19 protein-coding genes and 1 tRNA gene are annotated in these 14331 nt (G+C 67.5%); 11 read left to right on the plus strand and 9 right to left on the minus strand.

The window, feature by feature from the left end:
• Nucleotides 1-35: 35 nt before the first annotated feature.
• Together ACSMFO_RS20140 and ACSMFO_RS20145 are read left to right on the plus strand one after the other, a co-directional pair.
• On the plus strand, nt 36-326 hold the full coding sequence (locus ACSMFO_RS20140) for an ArsR/SmtB family transcription factor (protein ID WP_073847289.1): 291 nt from the start codon (nt 36-38) through the stop codon (nt 324-326).
• The gene (locus ACSMFO_RS20145) at nt 323-712 is read left to right on the plus strand and encodes a VOC family protein (RefSeq protein WP_436460041.1); all 390 of its coding nucleotides are present in this window, start codon (nt 323-325) and stop codon (nt 710-712) included. Before ACSMFO_RS20140 ends, ACSMFO_RS20145 begins: the two co-directional genes overlap by 4 nt.
• A gap of 60 nt (nt 713-772) precedes the next feature.
• Here ACSMFO_RS20145 and ACSMFO_RS20150 read toward each other — a convergent pair whose 3' ends face one another.
• Together ACSMFO_RS20150 and ACSMFO_RS20155 are read right to left on the minus strand one after the other, a co-directional pair.
• Nucleotides 773-1153 (minus strand): VOC family protein, encoded by a 381-nt coding sequence (locus ACSMFO_RS20150; RefSeq protein ID WP_037332786.1) that lies wholly within the window; start codon nt 1151-1153, stop codon nt 773-775.
• Between the two features lie 47 nt (nt 1154-1200).
• Nucleotides 1201-1344 carry a hypothetical protein gene (locus tag ACSMFO_RS20155; protein ID WP_158073309.1) on the minus strand — a complete coding sequence of 48 codons (144 nt, stop codon included), beginning with the start codon at nt 1342-1344 and terminating at the stop codon, nt 1201-1203.
• Between the two features lie 96 nt (nt 1345-1440).
• Here ACSMFO_RS20155 and ACSMFO_RS20160 point away from each other — a divergent pair, with 96 nt between their 5' ends.
• The 3 genes from ACSMFO_RS20160 to ACSMFO_RS20170 are packed head-to-tail and all read left to right on the plus strand — an operon-like array spanning nt 1441 to nt 3773.
• Nucleotides 1441-2079 (plus strand): TetR/AcrR family transcriptional regulator, encoded by a 639-nt coding sequence (locus tag ACSMFO_RS20160; protein ID WP_037332789.1) that lies wholly within the window; start codon nt 1441-1443, stop codon nt 2077-2079.
• Nucleotides 2080-2118: 39 nt separating this feature from the next.
• On the plus strand, nt 2119-3333 hold the full coding sequence (locus ACSMFO_RS20165) for a DUF4241 domain-containing protein (protein WP_436460042.1): 1215 nt from the start codon (nt 2119-2121) through the stop codon (nt 3331-3333).
• Between the two features lie 47 nt (nt 3334-3380).
• Nucleotides 3381-3773 (plus strand): PPOX class F420-dependent oxidoreductase, encoded by a 393-nt coding sequence (locus ACSMFO_RS20170; RefSeq protein ID WP_436460096.1) that lies wholly within the window; start codon nt 3381-3383, stop codon nt 3771-3773.
• On the opposite strand, the gene ACSMFO_RS20175 is transcribed toward ACSMFO_RS20170, so the two are convergent.
• Complete coding sequence (locus ACSMFO_RS20175) at nt 3758-4273, minus strand: GNAT family N-acetyltransferase (protein WP_436460043.1); 516 nt, start codon at nt 4271-4273, stop codon at nt 3758-3760. The genes ACSMFO_RS20170 and ACSMFO_RS20175 overlap by 16 nt on opposite strands.
• A 40-nt stretch (nt 4274-4313) precedes the next feature.
• On the opposite strand from ACSMFO_RS20175, the gene ACSMFO_RS20180 reads away from it, so the two are divergent.
• The 3 genes from ACSMFO_RS20180 (at nt 4314) to ACSMFO_RS20190 (ending at nt 6173) form a co-directional block, all read left to right on the plus strand.
• Nucleotides 4314-4883, plus strand: coding sequence for a dihydrofolate reductase family protein (locus ACSMFO_RS20180; protein WP_436460044.1), 570 nt, complete (start codon nt 4314-4316; stop codon nt 4881-4883).
• Nucleotides 4884-4982: 99 nt separating this feature from the next.
• Nucleotides 4983-5354: a hypothetical protein gene (locus ACSMFO_RS20185; RefSeq protein WP_436460045.1), complete on the plus strand. Its 372-nt coding sequence runs from the start codon at nt 4983-4985 to the stop codon at nt 5352-5354.
• A gap of 60 nt (nt 5355-5414) precedes the next feature.
• On the plus strand, nt 5415-6173 hold the full coding sequence (locus tag ACSMFO_RS20190; protein WP_436460046.1) for a class I SAM-dependent DNA methyltransferase: 759 nt from the start codon (nt 5415-5417) through the stop codon (nt 6171-6173).
• Here the strand turns inward: ACSMFO_RS20190 and ACSMFO_RS20195 are convergent.
• The 3 genes from ACSMFO_RS20195 to ACSMFO_RS20205 form a co-directional block, all read right to left on the minus strand.
• Nucleotides 6124-7524, minus strand: a complete 1401-nt coding sequence (locus tag ACSMFO_RS20195) for an MFS transporter (RefSeq protein ID WP_436460047.1) — start codon at nt 7522-7524, stop codon at nt 6124-6126. The genes ACSMFO_RS20190 and ACSMFO_RS20195 overlap by 50 nt on opposite strands.
• On the minus strand, nt 7521-8093 hold the full coding sequence (locus tag ACSMFO_RS20200) for a TetR/AcrR family transcriptional regulator (RefSeq protein WP_436460048.1): 573 nt from the start codon (nt 8091-8093) through the stop codon (nt 7521-7523). The genes ACSMFO_RS20195 and ACSMFO_RS20200 overlap by 4 nt, the downstream gene beginning before the upstream one ends.
• 93 nt (nt 8094-8186) lie before the next feature.
• Nucleotides 8187-8268 (minus strand) — tRNA-Tyr (locus tag ACSMFO_RS20205).
• 119 nt (nt 8269-8387) lie between these two features.
• On the opposite strand from ACSMFO_RS20205, the gene ACSMFO_RS20210 reads away from it, so the two are divergent.
• Entirely contained in the window at nt 8388-8879 is a 492-nt protein-coding gene (locus tag ACSMFO_RS20210; protein ID WP_007030975.1) for a YajQ family cyclic di-GMP-binding protein, read from the plus strand.
• Between the two features lie 49 nt (nt 8880-8928).
• On the opposite strand, the gene ACSMFO_RS20215 is transcribed toward ACSMFO_RS20210, so the two are convergent.
• Nucleotides 8929-9603: a hypothetical protein gene (locus tag ACSMFO_RS20215; RefSeq protein ID WP_436460049.1), complete on the minus strand. Its 675-nt coding sequence runs from the start codon at nt 9601-9603 to the stop codon at nt 8929-8931.
• A 184-nt stretch (nt 9604-9787) separates the two neighbouring features.
• Between ACSMFO_RS20215 and ACSMFO_RS20220 the strand changes: the two genes are divergently transcribed.
• Together ACSMFO_RS20220 and rfbA are read left to right on the plus strand one after the other, a co-directional pair.
• Nucleotides 9788-10936, plus strand: a complete 1149-nt coding sequence (locus ACSMFO_RS20220; RefSeq protein ID WP_436460050.1) for a sialidase family protein — start codon at nt 9788-9790, stop codon at nt 10934-10936.
• Nucleotides 10937-10989: 53 nt separating this feature from the next.
• The gene (rfbA, locus tag ACSMFO_RS20225) at nt 10990-11871 is read left to right on the plus strand and encodes a glucose-1-phosphate thymidylyltransferase RfbA (RefSeq protein WP_360123120.1); all 882 of its coding nucleotides are present in this window, start codon (nt 10990-10992) and stop codon (nt 11869-11871) included.
• Here the strand turns inward: rfbA and ACSMFO_RS20230 are convergent.
• Together ACSMFO_RS20230 and ACSMFO_RS20235 are read right to left on the minus strand one after the other, a co-directional pair.
• Complete coding sequence (locus tag ACSMFO_RS20230) at nt 11861-13177, minus strand: NtaA/DmoA family FMN-dependent monooxygenase (RefSeq protein WP_436460051.1); 1317 nt, start codon at nt 13175-13177, stop codon at nt 11861-11863. The genes rfbA and ACSMFO_RS20230 overlap by 11 nt on opposite strands.
• Before the next feature lie 3 nt (nt 13178-13180).
• Complete coding sequence (locus tag ACSMFO_RS20235; protein ID WP_436460097.1) at nt 13181-14251, minus strand: LLM class flavin-dependent oxidoreductase; 1071 nt, start codon at nt 14249-14251, stop codon at nt 13181-13183.
• Nucleotides 14252-14331: the final 80 nt, after the last annotated feature.

Below are 14331 nucleotides of genomic sequence, written 5' to 3' on the forward strand. Positions count from 1 at the left end.
TGACAGGCAAGTGACGGCTTGCCTATAACTGGGTCGTGGACGGCGACCTATTCAAGGCGATCGGCGACGCGACGCGACGCACCATCCTGGACGAGCTGACCGAAAAGGACGGTCAGACCCTGTTCGAGATCTGCGGCAGGCTGACCATGAAGCATGGCTTGACCTCGTCACGGCAGGCCATCTCGCAGCATCTCGCGATGCTCGAACAGGCGGGCCTGGTGCGCACCCGGCGACAGGGCCGCTACAAGTTCCACCACATCGACACGAGCCCACTGCGGTCGATCGTCGAGCGGTGGCCCATCGACCGAGAGGAACCGAACCCTTGATCCGGATCAACATCACCAGCGTCTTCGTCGACGACCAGGCCAAGGCCCTCGACTTCTACACCGAAAAGCTGGGATTCATCAAGAAGAACGACGTACCCGCCGGGGACGCCCGCTGGCTCACCGTGGTCTCCCCGGCCAATCCCGACGGCGTCGAACTGCTGCTGGAACCGGACGGGCACCCCGCGGCGAAGCCGTTCAAGAAGGCGCTGGCCGACGACGGCATCCCGTTCACCCAGTTCGCCGTCGACGACGTGTACGCCGAGGTCGAGCGGCTCAAGGGGCTCGGCGTCGAGTTCACCCAGGACCCCGTGGACATGGGCCCCGTGGTCACCGCCGTCTTCGACGACACCTGCGGCAACTTGATCCAGCTCGCCACGATGAAGTAGACCCGGCGAGGCAAAGCGGGGCTTGGCCCACTGTGGACCAAGCCCCGCTTTGACGTTTCCCTACTGCTGCACCCACTCCACGAGCTCCACGGGCACGCCGTTCGGGTCGGTGACCATGAAGAGACGCTCTCCCCACGGTTCTTCCCGCAGCGGCAACGTGATCTCGACACCTTCGTCGCGCAGGCGCTTCTCCTCGGCCTCGAGGTTCTCGACCGTGAAGGCCACGATCACGCCGGACGCGCGCTGCTGCCGCAGGTTCTCCGGCAAGACCTCGATCCCCGCCTGAAGCAGGACGATGCTCACCTTCGCGGTTTCGTGCCCGAGTGAGACGAAACCCTCCGCGGCCATCTGCTCGGTGAAACCGAAGTGCTCGGTGAAGAAACGGCTGGACGCGGTGACGTCGTCGACGGTCAACGAGATGGTGGAGGCAAGGACGTTCATGGGCTATCCCCTTCGGTCGGCGTTGAGTTTTCGGACGAGCAGAGCGGTCAGTACGACCGGCGGCGCGGGACGCCGATCGAGCGGCGCACCGGCATCGAGCGGCCGGGGAACGGCTGCTGATGACGGCGGTCGTTCCGGCGGACCTGGGCGCGGTTGGTGCCTTCGTTGCCTTGGGGGATTCGAGCGGTCAAGGAGCCTCTTCTCTCGTGGTCGGTAGTACCGACGTAAGTTTACACCCGACCTACCGGAAGTCAAGGATATTTTTACGACGGTGGTAAACTTCGCTCATGACCAGCGCGGATGTGGGCCTTCGGGAGCTCAAGAAGCAGGAGACACGGCAGCTGATCTCCGACCAGGCGACGCTTCTCTTCATCGAGAAGGGCTTCGAGGAGACGACGATCGCCGAGATCGCCGCCGCGGCGAGAGTCGCGAAGAAGACCGTCACCAACTACTTCGCGCGCAAGGAGGACCTGGCGCTCGACCAGCACGAGGAGTTCACGAACGGGTTGGCGAACGCCGTCCGCGACCGGAAGCCGGGTGAGTCGGCGCTGGCCGCGCTACGGCGAACCTTCCTGGACGCGGTGGCGGAGCACTCTCCCGTGATCGGCTTCACCGGGCCGGTCTTCGCGAAAATGGTGCTGGAGAGCCCGACCCTGACCGCACGGCTGCGTGAACTGCACGAACTGCGCGAAGCCGCGCTCGCCGAACTGCTCGCGACCGAGACCGGAGCCGACGCGGACGACGTCACGCCGGTCATGGCCGCCGCCGAGCTCAACGCGATCGACCGCGTCCTCTTTCGCGAGGTCCTCCGGCGTTCCCACGCCGGCGAGAGCAACGACGAGATCGCCGAGGCGCTGACGAAGGCGACCAAGCGAGCTTTCGAGCTGCTGGAGCCCGCCTTCGGCGACTACGCGATCCGCGAATAGCCCTGGGTTTTGTCGGGGGTAACCGCTAGGTTTCGCCTCATGTCTGAGGGGACCTTGCTCGACGTCGTCTACTGCGAAGGCTGGGACCCGGCCGCCCGCGCGCTGATCGGAAGGTTCTCCCCCGGAATCGCGCGGGAACGCGACGCCTCCGGGGAGCAGTACGCCGTCGCGTTGGTGCGTCCCGGTTCCGAAGTTCCGTTGGTACTGGTCGAAGTCGCTTGGAAGCACCACTTCGCCCGCTCCGCGCACTTCGACGAGCGGAGCAGACGCCGTGGGTTGTTCGAGTTCCGTGTGCTCGAAGACGGCTCGCTGTTCCTCGTGAAGGTCGAACAGTGGACCTACCATTTCGATGACCAGGAGGAATTCGACGAGCAGAACGCCGGCCGTGTCGAGCTGTCCTTCGGCCCCGACGGCGACGGCTGGATGCACAAGGCTCCTCGGGGTTACGGCGGCGGTTCCAGCAGCGGCCGCGTGCGAAAGCCTTTGTCCGAGCTGAGGATGCCGAAGCCCGCCTTCGGCGACTGGGAGCCCTTCACGAATTCGAAAGAGATGACCCTGCGGGCGCCGGACACCCCGGTCACGGATCCACCGCTTCCGGTCGAGGAACGCCCTTGGCGACCCTCCGTTCCCTTGCGCCCCTTCGGTATCGACGAGATGTTCACGGCGGGCACGCGCTTCTCCCTGAGCGGCGGCCACGGCGTCGTCGAGATCGGGCTTCGGGACGCCGGGACCCTCCGCATGACGAGCGGCAGGCTCGTCGCGGCGGATCCGGCCTTCCTGGATTCGGACGCCGCGCACTTCACGGTCACCGTGCCTCCCGGCGAGTACCGGGTGACGGTCTCGGTGATCCGGTTCGTCGACGAGCCGTCCCACGAACGGGTCGTGGCCGCGAAACTCGTCGTCGCCGACGTCCCCGTCACCACCTGGGAAGCGGCGCTCTGGCCAGGGCAGAACGCGCTTTTCCTCGGCGACGGGGAGTTCTACGGCTACGGCGTGGACAGCGGCACAGGCTGCTTCGCCGACGCCGACGCCCTCCCCGAGGAGATGGACGACGACCTGCTGGAGAGGTTCGAGGAGGTGGACCCGCATATCGACGTCACCCCGGACGGCGCCGACGGCAACATCATCGCGTTCACCACCGGCTGGGGAGACGGCAGCTATCCGACCTGGATCGGCCGGGCCGCCGACGGCACGCCGGTCTGCTTCGTCACCGACATGCTGATCCTGAACCGTGCCCGGATCCTCACGGCCTGAGCGGGGATCATGGCGCCATGACCTTCACCGGAGAATAGATCGCGTACCTGCGCTCGCAACCGTTGGCCCGCTTCGCGACCCTGTCGGAGGACGGTGAACAGCCCGACGTCGTCCCCTTGGCGTTCGAATTCGACGGAACGGATTTCTGGGTTGGCGGCGCGGGCGCATCGGTCCTGGCGACCCGGAAGTTCCGCAATATCCAAGCGGGACAACGCAAAGTCGCCTTGCTCGTCGACGACATCGTCTCGCTCGACCCGTTCATCGCGCGCGGTGTCCGGATCTACGGAGAGGCCGCCGACCCGGTCGAACGGATGGGAATCGTCGGCCAGGGCATCTACTCGCGCGTGACGCCGAAGGTGTCGTGGAGCTGGAACATGGCGGGCGAACCCGCGGGCGAGGCTTGGTATCCGTCGAGGCGAGCGGTTCACGGCGACGCATAGAGGAGCATGTCCTTCAGGACGCCGCCGATCTCGTGATGGGCGGGCAGAAGTCCTTCGCAGCGGAATCCCGCCTTCTCGGCCGCGCGCCGGGAACCGCGGTTCCACGGCTCGATGTACAGCTCGATCCGTTCGACGCCGGACACGGTCCAGGCGAACTCGGTGATCGCCTTGAGCGCGTCGGTCGCGTAGCCGCGCCGCCGGCGCTCGGGCGAGATCGAATAGCCCAAGATCCCGATACCCTCGGACAGCTTTCGCAGCCAGAGTCCGATCGTGCCGACGGCGGTTCCGTCCGCGACGATCACGAAGGGGAAGCCCCGCCCCTCTGCCCTGCTGCTTCGCTGCCGCCGCACCCATTCCTCGGCTTGTTGCCGGGTCGGATGCGCGGGAAGGCCACCGATGAGCGGGATGTAGGGATCTTCGCCGAGTTCCAGGGCGAGCCGGACATCGGCGTCGGTGAACTCGCGAAGGACGACGGATCCGTGAGCGGGCGGCTCGGTCATCGGTCCATTCTTGTCGGTGGGTGGCGGTACCTTCGAATCCATGCGGGAGCTGATCGTCACCGAGAACTGCACGATCGACGGCGTGATCGAACTGGCGAGCGACTGGTTCAGCCCGGGCGACACCGATCCGGACGTGGACCGGTCCGACGTTCTTGCCACGCTCCGGGAACAACGTGAGAATGCCGACGCATTCCTGCTCGGACGCGTCACCTTCGAAGACATGCGCGGGTATTGGCCGCACCAAACCGAAGACACGACAGGCATTTCCGCTTATCTCAACACCGTGAACAAGTACGTCGTCTCCAGCACGCTCACAGAGCCGGAGTGGGAGAACACCACTGTGCTCTCCGGTGAGCTGCGCTCGGAGATCGAGAATCTGAAGGCCGGTGAGGGCAAGGACATCGTGACCACCGGCAGCGTCTCGCTGGTGCGATCGCTCATCGCCGAGGGGCTCGTCGACGAGTACCGGTTGTTCGTCTATCCCGTCGTGGTCGGCGAAGGCCGTCGACTGTTCGAGGGCGCCACCGGTGTCCCGAAGCTTCGGCTGGTGGAGGAGAGGTCGTTCGCTTCGGGAATCGTGCTACTGCGCTACCGGGCGGCGTCGAACTGACGGCTTCACCGGGTCGTGCGGCGGGAATTCCCTGCTCACCCGCTGCTGGGTAGGGTCGTGCTCCGGTTCGGCGACGGGAGAACGACGGAGGTGGCGCGCATGGCCGACGCGTCGAAGTTCACGGCGGAGGTGTTCCGTCGCGCGTCGGAACGGCCTGAGGTCCCACCGAGGCTGGCCCGGGCGGCGACCTGCGTCCGGGAAGGCAAGTTCACTTGGGAGGAGGTCGCTACAGGGAATTGCGAGCACCCGCTCGCGCAGGCGTTGTTCGCGCCCAGAGCCCAGGAGAAGCTGTGGCCGCTGCTGGCCGAGGTCGCCGCCGAACTGGAGTCGGAGCCTCCGCCCGCCGAACCCCGGCGCGCGCGACGAGCACCGACGACGGACGACGACTTCAGTGAGTACACCTACCTCGAAGACCTGGCCGACCCGAACACGCGTCCCGCATGGCCGCAAAAGCGGGGGCGTGGCCGGTGAGCGTCCCCCGTAAGAAAACCGGATGAGGAGCGCACGGTCCCGCGCGTAGCGTCGGCGACCGTGATCGGTGAGACGGGCACAGGAGACGACCCTTCGGACGGCTGGTTCCCCGAGAGCGTGGCCGCGAACTACGACGAGCCGGGCGGAGCGAACGCACCCGACGTGGTGACGCCCGCGGTGGACGTCCTCGAAGACCTGGCCGACGGCCCGGTGCTCGAGTTCGCCGTCGGAACCGGACGGATCGCGATCCCGCTGGCCGCGCGTGGCGTGCCGGTGAGCGGTATCGAACTGAGCCGGGCGATGGCGGCACGGATCGCGGGCAAGCCGGGTGGCGGCGCGGTCGGCGTCACGATCGGAGACATGACGGAAACGCGGGTGGACGGCGAGTTCTCGTTGGTCTACCTGGTGTTCAACACGATCGGCAACGTGACCACCCAGGACGGGCAGGTCGACGTCTTCCGCAACGCGGCGGCGCATTTGCGGCCGGGCGGGCTGTTCCTCGTCGAGGTGGGCCTGCCCGCTCTGCGCCGCCTGCCGCCCGGACAGGACACCGTCCCGTTCGCGATGGCGCCGGGCTATGTCGGTTTCGACCAGTACGACGTGGTCACGCAGGAGTTCACGTCGAACCATGTCACCGTGGCACCGGATGGAAGGGGGCGGTTCCGCCGCATCCCCTTCCGGTACGTCTGGCCTGCCGAACTGGACCTCATGGCACGCATCGCCGGGATGCGCCTGAAGCGCCGTTGGGCGGACTGGGACCGCTCGGAGTTCACTGCCGAGAGCACGAAGCACGTGTCGGTCTGGGAGCGCGGTTCGTGAGGATGATGGCCGCGCTGACGGCGAGGAGAGGCAAAGCCCACAGTGCCGTCGTGAGGTAGCCGGCCCGGGAAGGGAGCAACGTGCCGTCCGGGGTGGCGGCGGCGAGCAGGAGACCGGCGAGAGCACTGCCCACGGCCATCCCGATGCTGCGGGCGATCTGGTTGATCGAGAGCACGCTGGCCGTTTCCCCTTGGGGCACACCGGCCAGAACGAGTTTGGGCATCACCGCGAAGACACCTCCGACGGCGCAACCGAGCAGGGCGATCGCGACGAGGACGAGAAGGAACGACCGGTTGCCGATGGCGAACAGCAGCGCGCTCGCCACGGCGATCACGACCGCGAACGCGTAGGTCCACCGTTCGGTGAGGCGTGCGATGAGCCGCGGGATCGCTTTTCCCGCAACGAACCCGAGCAATGAGAACGGGATCAACGCCGCACCCGCGGCGACTCCAGGAAGCGCGAAACCGTAGTGGGCGCCGGATGGCGTCTGCACGTAACGGGTGAACAAGCTGAACAGCAGGTACAAACCCGCACCGGCCACGAGAATCGCCAGGTTCGCGCGGAGGATGCCACCTTGGCCGAGCAACCGGAGGTTCACCAGCGGCGCCGTGGTGCGCAGTTCGATGAACGCCCACACGGCCAGGACCGCGACGGACCCGGCGAGAACACCGGAGCCCAGCCACGCGGTCGTCCAGATCGAGGGCTCGGCGATGACCAGGAGGATCCCGAGCGTGCCGAGTGCGAGCAACAGCGTGCCGGGAACGTCGATCCGAGGAAGCTCGCCGGGTGCTTCGGCGGGCAGGAACCGCCAGGCGATGACGAACGCGACAGCGGAAAGGAGGAAGCCGAAGCCGTATGCGACACGTAGTCCCGCGAGCTGGTCGAGAAGGCTGACCACCGGGTAGCCGACGCCGATGCCGACCGTCGACGCGACCGAAAGGGCGGCGATCGTCGATGTCGCGCGCTCAGGCGGCAGGTGTGCGCGGGCGACGCTCATCAACAGCGCCCCGGCCGCGACCCCGAGGCCCTGCATGCCGCGTCCGATCAACAGCGCCGCGTACGGGAGCGGGAGCACCGTCAGCAACCCACCCGTCATGACCAGGGCCAGGGTGCCCAGGATCGTGGCGCGGCGGTACGGGCCGCTGCCGAGCCTGCCCAGCACCGGGCCCGCGATCGCGCCGCTGAACAACGTCACCGTCAAGGTCCACTGCGCGGCGTCCAGCGAGACGTGCATGCCCGTGGCGACCGGAGTGATCAGGGGCGCCCCGACGCTGCCGATCACCGCGCCCGCCAACGCCGTGCACACCAGCGCGGGGCTCAGCCGCTCGTCGTGCCGGACGGGGACACTCATCGGTTCGTCTCGGTCGTGATGTGGGTGAACAGCCCAGGCTGGATCCGGGTGCGGACGCCTTCGGCCCAGGCGTCGCCGACCTGCTCGACGTCCATCGCGGCGCCGGTGTTGAGCAGCATTCCGAAGGCGAGGAACGTCTTCACGGTCACCGGGTCGAGCCCGGTGCCGTCCTCAGCCGTGCCCCACATCCGCGCGAAACAAGACCGCACCGTGTCCCGCACCTCCGGGTCACCACACGCGGCGAAGCCCTGAAGCTGCAACAACAACCCGGTCCGGTCGGCCAGCAGGTCGTAGTACTGCGCGCCCATCGCTGAGAGCGCGTCCAGGCCGGTCTTCCCGTCGCCCGCGTCTCGCATAGCGTCGCTGAGCCGCTCGAACGCGGCTCGGACCAGCTCCAGGAACAGGGCCTTCTTCGTCCCGAACATCCGGAAGACGTACGCCTGCGTGATCCCCGCCGTCTTCGCGATCGCTTCCGTCGACGCCCCGTGCAGCCCGTGTTCCGCGAACTCCTCCGCGGCGATGGCCAGTACTTGGGCACGTCGTTCGGGTCCGCTCATCCGTCCAGCCATCCCTCTAAGTTACTGGTTACTAACCACTAACTAAAGGTGTCCCGCACAACAAACAAAGCGGCCCCGTGACTGGGTCACGGGGCCGCTCTGGTGTGGCGAGTGAGGGATTCGAACCCCCGAAGGCTGTGCCGTCTGATTTACAGTCAGATCCCTTTGGCCGCTCGGGCAACTCGCCGTGGCCGGGTGTCCCCGGCCGAGACGAAAGAATACCCAATGCCGTGGCGGGCCGGTCAACCGGGTTCCGCAGGGCTAGGGTGGAAGCTCCTGACAAGCGAGTACGAGGTGTGAGAACACGTGGCGGATCCCTCTTTCGACGTGGTGAGCAAGGTCGATCGCCAGGAGGTGGACAACGCCCTGAACCAGGCCAGCAAGGAACTCGGTACACGGTTCGACTTCCGGGGTACCGGGACCAAGATCGACTGGTCCGGCGAGGAGGCGATCGCGATCGAGTCCGAGACCGAGGAGCGGGCGCTGGCGGCGGTCGAGGTGTTCAAGGAGAAGCTGATCAAACGCGGCATCTCCCTGAAGGCCTTCGAGGCGGACGAGCCGGCGTTGTCCGGCAAGATCTACAAGATCGGCGGCAAGATCCTGCAGGGGATCGCGTCGGACAAGGCGAAGCAGATCGCCAAGTTCATCCGCGACGAAGGCCCCAAGGGCGTCCAGGCGCAGATCCAGGGCGACCAGCTGCGGGTGTCCGGCAAGAAGAAGGACCAGCTGCAGGACGTGATCGCCTTGCTGAAGGGCAAGGACTTCGAGATCGCGCTGCAGTTCACGAACTACCGCTGAGCACGGCGACGACGAGGCCACCTTCGGCAGAAGGTGGCCTTCGTCATGTCTAGGACGCGGTGACCGTCCAGCTCCCGTCGCCTTCCACCGACACGAAGGCCGGTCCGGACACGGGAACGCTGCCCTTGTAGTCGCCGAGCTGGTTCACCGGGAGCTCCGAGTAGTCGCCGCTGTGCACCCACACCGCCGTGCGACCGCTGTTCTTGGTCGTGATGGCGACCGCCGAGACGCCATCAGGCGCGGCGAAGACCGCTTCGCTCTTGCCCGACAGGGGCTTGCCCAGCGTGAGTACGGGCAGGCCGCTTTCGTCGGTGATGGTCAGCGTCCAGGCGGCGTTGGCCTTGACGGTGAACGTCTTCGCCTGACGGCCGGGCATGTCGTTGATCCACTGCGTGCCCTTGTACGGGCCGATGTCGTTGACGATCAGCTCGTTCTCGGTGTTGACCGCGACGTGCCCGGAGCACTTCGGACACTCGAAGGTCACGAAGCCGATGCGCGACGGCCAGGCCATGGGGACCGACGCGTTCCCCTTCCCCGAGTGCTTCTCCTCCGGCTGCGGGCCGGGCTTCGGGGTGGTGGTCGGCGTGGGCGTCGTCGATGGTGAACGCAGCCCTTCCGGGGCGGCCGCCCGCGGGACGACACGGCCCAGAGCCGGCGGCGAGCAGGCCACCAGGCCCGCGGTCAGCAGCACGGCACTCGCGGCCGCGCACAAGCGCCTGATCACGTGTTTCCCCCTAGTCGAACCCGTCATCCGATCTTCGCCGACCGATAGCCCAGCGTTACCGGATCACTCGGCCGAGCGATTCAGGCCACTCGGACGTGGGTTTCCGCCGCAACGCCTCCGCGAGAGTCCGAAAGGGACAAAAGCCCGTGTTGTAATCCGGCGATCGCGTTCGAGGAAGGTCACGATGAGACGCCGTTTCAGCTCCGCACTCGCCTTCGCGCTGTCACTCACGGTGATCGCGTCCCTGTTCACGTCCGCGCAGGCCGCGGAGCGCCAACAGCTCGTGCCCGGCTACGGCTCATACCCGCGGCTGATCCGCCTGGAGCATTCCCCGATCGGCCGCGGCCGCATCCTCTCGTCGCTGACCAGCGAAGACGCGAGCGGCAAGTTCACCCCGATCATGGAGAGCACCGACGAAGGCCAGACCTTCCACAAGATCGGCGAGGTCCGCGATCGCGACGGTCGCCGCGGCATGTGCTGCGGAACGCTGTACGAACTGCCGCAGCGGGTCGGCAGGCTGCGCGCCGGCACCCTGCTGTGGGCCGCGAGCTACCGGCAGGACGCCGGTCCGCAACGGCGGATCGGCATCAGGATCTGGTACAGCCGCGACGCCGGCCGTTCGTGGGCCTTCCTGTCCGAGGCCGCGCGCTCGCACAACCACGACGGCATCTGGGAGCCGGAGTTCGTCGTCGACGCGGGCGGCACGCTCTGGCTGCACTACGCCGACGAGACCGAGGCGCCGCAGTTCGCGCAGGTGATGAACCGGGTCGCTTCCACCGACGGGGTGAACTGGGGCACCAAGCAGCGCACGATGGCCATCCCGCCGCATCGGGTGCGGCCCGGGATGCCCATCATCCGCCGCCTCCCCGACGGCCGGTACTACCTGGCCTACGAGATCTGCAACTACCGCGATCGCTACTGCGATCCGTACTTCAAGATCTCCCCCGACGGCGCCAACTGGGGCGATCCCCTCGACCCCGGGACCCGCGTCACCACCGCCAGCGGCAACTACTTCCAGCACGCGCAGACGATCACGTTGTTCCCGGGTGGCCCGAACGGGGTGCGGCTGGTGATGGTCGGGCAGATCTACACCAACGCCGCCGGGGTCCCGCAGGCCAAGAACGGCCAGGTCCTGCTGGCCAACGACAACTTCGGTGCCGGGCACTGGTACGAACTGCCCGCGCCGGTGCATGTCGTCGGGATCCACAACAACTTCTGCCCCAACTACAGCTCGACGCTGCTGCCGGTCGACGGCGGCAAGAACGTGTTGCAGATCTCCACCGAGTACAACCTCGGCTGCAAGGCGTATTTCGCGAAGGGCCCGGCGTTCTGAGCCACCCGGTAGTGTGAGGTCCCGAGCGATCGGCTACGAAGCGGGGGCATCGCATGAAGGGCATCGTGCTGGCCGGGGGCAGTGGGACGCGTCTGCATCCCATCACCCAGGCGATCTCGAAACAGCTGCTACCGGTCTACGACAAACCGATGATCTACTACCCGATCTCGGTGCTGATGTTCGCCGGGATCCGCGAGATCCTGATCATCTCGACCCCCGTCGACCTGCCGCATTTCCGGCGCCTGCTCGGCGACGGCAGCCAGTTCGGGCTCAGCTTCAGCTACGCCGAGCAGGCCGCCCCGAACGGGCTGGCCGAGGCGTTCGTCATCGGCGCGGACTTCGTCGGCGACGACGACGTCGCGCTCGTGCTGGGCGACAACATCTTCTACGGCCAGGGGTTCTCCAGCAGGCTGCAGGCGGCGGCGTCCGCGCTCGACGGCTGTGTGCTGTTCGGGTACCCGGTCAAGGACCCGCAGCGGTACGGCGTCGGGGAGATCGACGCCGACGGCAAGCTCCTCTCCATCGAGGAGAAGCCCGAGAAGCCGAAGTCGAACAAGGCCATCACCGGCCTGTACTTCTACGACAACCAGGTCGTAGAGATCGCCCGTGACCTCAAGCCCTCCCCACGCGGCGAACTGGAGATCACGGACGTCAACCTCACTTACCTGCGGCAGGACCGCGCGACCCTGGTCGACCTCGGCCGCGGGTTCGCCTGGCTCGACACCGGAACGCACGACTCGCTGCTGGAGGCGGGCCAGTTCGTGCAGGTCCTCGAGCACCGGACGGGTGTCCGGATCGCCTGTCTCGAAGAAGTCGCGCTGCGCATGGGCTTCATCGACGCGGAACAGTGCTTCGCGCTCGGGGCGAAGCTGGCGAAGTCCGGCTACGGCGAATATCTGATGAACGTCGCGCGCACCCAGGGTGCTACCGGCTGAACAGGTGTTCCCGCAGGGTGTCGCCGGTGTAATCGGTCCGGAAGACACCCCGTTCCTGAAGCCGCGGGACGACGTCGTCGACGAACGCGTCCAGCCCACCCGGGGTCAGATGCGGCACCAGCACGAAGCCGTCGGCGGCGTCACTCTGGACGTACTCGTCGATCGATTCCGCGACCTGCCGGGCGGTGCCGACGAACTGCTGGCGCGCGGTCACCTCGATGACCAGTTCGCGGATGGACAGCTTCTTCTCCTCCGCGATCGCTCGCCATTTCGCGGCCACGGCCAGCGGATCCTTCTCGTGCCGGACACGGCCCCAGGTCAGCGGCTCGGCGTCGGGGTCCGGGTCGATCTCGGGGAGCGGGCCGTCGGCGTCGTAGGCGGAGAGGTCGCGGCTCCAGACCTGTTCGAGGAACTGGATCGCGGTCGCCGGCCGCACCTGCTGATAGCGGATCTCGCGGGCCTGCTCGTGCGCGTCCTCCTCGGTGTCGCCGAGGACGAAAGTGGCGGCGGGCATGATCAGCAGCTCGCCGGGCTCGCGGCCATAGGCGGGTAGCCGTCGCTTGACGTCGGCGAAGAATTCCTTGCCGCTCTCGAGTGAACCGTGCCGGCTGAAGATGACGTCGGCGGTCTTGGCGGCGAACTCCCTGCCCTCGTCGGAGTCCCCTGCTTGGATGACGATCGGCTGCCCCTGCGGGGTCCTCGGCACGGTGAACTCGCCGCGGATGTCGAACTGCGGTCCCCTGTGGACAAAGCGCTCGATGCCGCGGGCGAAGACGCCGTTCTCCTTGTCCCCCACCACCGCGTCGGGCGCCCAGCTGTCCCAGAGTTCGCGCACGGTGGCGAGGAACTCTTCGGCGCGGCGGTAGCGGTCCTCGCGTTTCAGGAAGCCCCCGCGGCGGAAGTTCTGGCCCGTCCACGCGTCCGGTGACGTGACGACGTTCCACGCGGCGCGGCCGCCGGAGAGATGGTCGATGCTCGCGACCTGCCGCGCGACCTCGTACGGCTCGTTGAAGGTGGACGACAGCGTGCCCGCGAGGCCGAGCCGGGTGGTGACCGCGGAGAGCGCGGCCAGCACGGTGGTGGTGTTCGGCCGCCCGACGACGTCCGAATCGAGGATCTTGCCCGCGTGTTCGCGCAGACGCAGGCCCTCGGCGAGGAACAGGAAGTCGAACTTGCCCCGCTCGGCCGTGCGCGCGAGGTGTTCGAAGGACGAAAAGTCGATTTGACTACCCGAACGCGGGTCACTCCACACGGTCGTGTTGTTGACGCCGGGGAAGTGCGCGGCGAGTTTGACCTGTTTGGGCATTTGTCACGCCTCCGCGTACTGGTTGGCGGCGACCCCGAGGCCGAGATGGTCGCGCAGGGTGGCGCCGGTGTAGGTCTGCCGGAACGCGCCCGCCGCCTGGAGCGCGGGCACGGTCTCGGCGGTGAAGAGCGCCAGGTCGTCGGGCAGGATCGCGGGCCGGATGTGGAAGCCGTCGAGACTGTTGGACGCCGCGAGGCGGGGCAGCTCGGTGGCGAGGTCGGCGGGAGTTCCGGTGAAGCTCGGGCCCGGCGAGAAGGGCGCGTAGGCCTCCAGCGCCCGGCGGCGTTCGATGGCCGCCTGCTCGGTCTCGGCGAGCACGATCGACAGGCCGGCGAGGAGTTTCGCGTCCGGGAAGCGCTCGCGGGCGCCGCGGATCTCGTCGACCAGGACGACGTCGGCGCCGTGCGCGTACGGCGAGTCGCCGTAAACCGCGACGACGGGGTGGCCCTGCGGCGGACGTGGTGTGATCGAAGGGCCCTTGATGCTGAAGAAGCGGCCTTCGAAGTCGACATAGTGCAGCTTCTCGCGGTCGATGAAGCGGCCGGTCGGCTCGTCGCGGATGATCGCGCCGTCCTCCCAGCTGTCCCAGAGGCGGGCGATGACGTCGACGACCTCGGCGTTCTCCGCTTCGGCGTCCACCTCGGTCGGCAAGGTGCGCCTGCCGAAGTGCGCGACCTCGGCTTCGGTGCGCGAAGGCACCGCGAGGACGCCTGCGCGGCCGCGGCTCGCGAAGTCGAGCGAAGCGACGGCCGTCGAGATGTGGAACGGCTCGGTGTGCGTGGTGGTGACCGTGGGAACGAGGCCGATTCCGCTCGTCACGGGGGCGAGCGCGGCGAAGGTGAGGAGCGCGTCCAGTCGGCCTCGAACAACTTCCTCGCCTCCTGGTTGGAGCGCGAGTGTGTCGTCGAGGGTGACGAAGTCGAGCGAAGCCGCTTCGGCAAGCTTCGCGTGGGCGAGGTAGTGGGCGGCGGTGAACAACGCGGACGGGCGGACGTCGGAGACCCGCCAGGCGGCCGGATGCTGCCCGGCCCCGTCGAGCGCGACCCCGAGGTGCAACTGCTGTGCGGAACCCATGCCCGGGGAACTCACGCGCCCGGCCCTCGATTCCCGCTCCCACGACGTGAGATCTCCGGCCCGACCTGCGTTTCGCGGGC

This window comes from Amycolatopsis sp. w19 (assembly GCF_051373225.1).
Taxonomy (GTDB): Bacteria; Actinomycetota; Actinomycetes; order Mycobacteriales; family Pseudonocardiaceae; genus Amycolatopsis; species Amycolatopsis japonica.

Bases quoted from the DNA above. Each gene is read 5' to 3' on its own strand.
- ACSMFO_RS20150 (WP_037332786.1), bottom strand. From the start codon at position 1,153: ATGAACGTCCTTGCCTCCACCATCTCGTTGACCGTCGACGACGTCACC.
- ACSMFO_RS20160 (WP_037332789.1), top strand. From the start codon at position 1,441: ATGACCAGCGCGGATGTGGGCCTTCGGGAGCTCAAGAAGCAGGAGACA.
- ACSMFO_RS20165 (WP_436460042.1), top strand. From the start codon at position 2,119: ATGTCTGAGGGGACCTTGCTCGACGTCGTCTACTGCGAAGGCTGGGAC.
- ACSMFO_RS20175 (WP_436460043.1), bottom strand. From the start codon at position 4,273: ATGACCGAGCCGCCCGCTCACGGATCCGTCGTCCTTCGCGAGTTCACC.
- ACSMFO_RS20180 (WP_436460044.1), top strand. From the start codon at position 4,314: ATGCGGGAGCTGATCGTCACCGAGAACTGCACGATCGACGGCGTGATC.
- ACSMFO_RS20185 (WP_436460045.1), top strand. From the start codon at position 4,983: ATGGCCGACGCGTCGAAGTTCACGGCGGAGGTGTTCCGTCGCGCGTCG.
- ACSMFO_RS20195 (WP_436460047.1), bottom strand. From the start codon at position 7,524: ATGAGTGTCCCCGTCCGGCACGACGAGCGGCTGAGCCCCGCGCTGGTG.
- ACSMFO_RS20200 (WP_436460048.1), bottom strand. From the start codon at position 8,093: ATGGCTGGACGGATGAGCGGACCCGAACGACGTGCCCAAGTACTGGCC.
- ACSMFO_RS20220 (WP_436460050.1), top strand. From the start codon at position 9,788: ATGAGACGCCGTTTCAGCTCCGCACTCGCCTTCGCGCTGTCACTCACG.
- rfbA (WP_360123120.1), top strand. From the start codon at position 10,990: ATGAAGGGCATCGTGCTGGCCGGGGGCAGTGGGACGCGTCTGCATCCC.
- ACSMFO_RS20230 (WP_436460051.1), bottom strand. From the start codon at position 13,177: ATGCCCAAACAGGTCAAACTCGCCGCGCACTTCCCCGGCGTCAACAAC.
- ACSMFO_RS20235 (WP_436460097.1), bottom strand. From the start codon at position 14,251: ATGGGTTCCGCACAGCAGTTGCACCTCGGGGTCGCGCTCGACGGGGCC.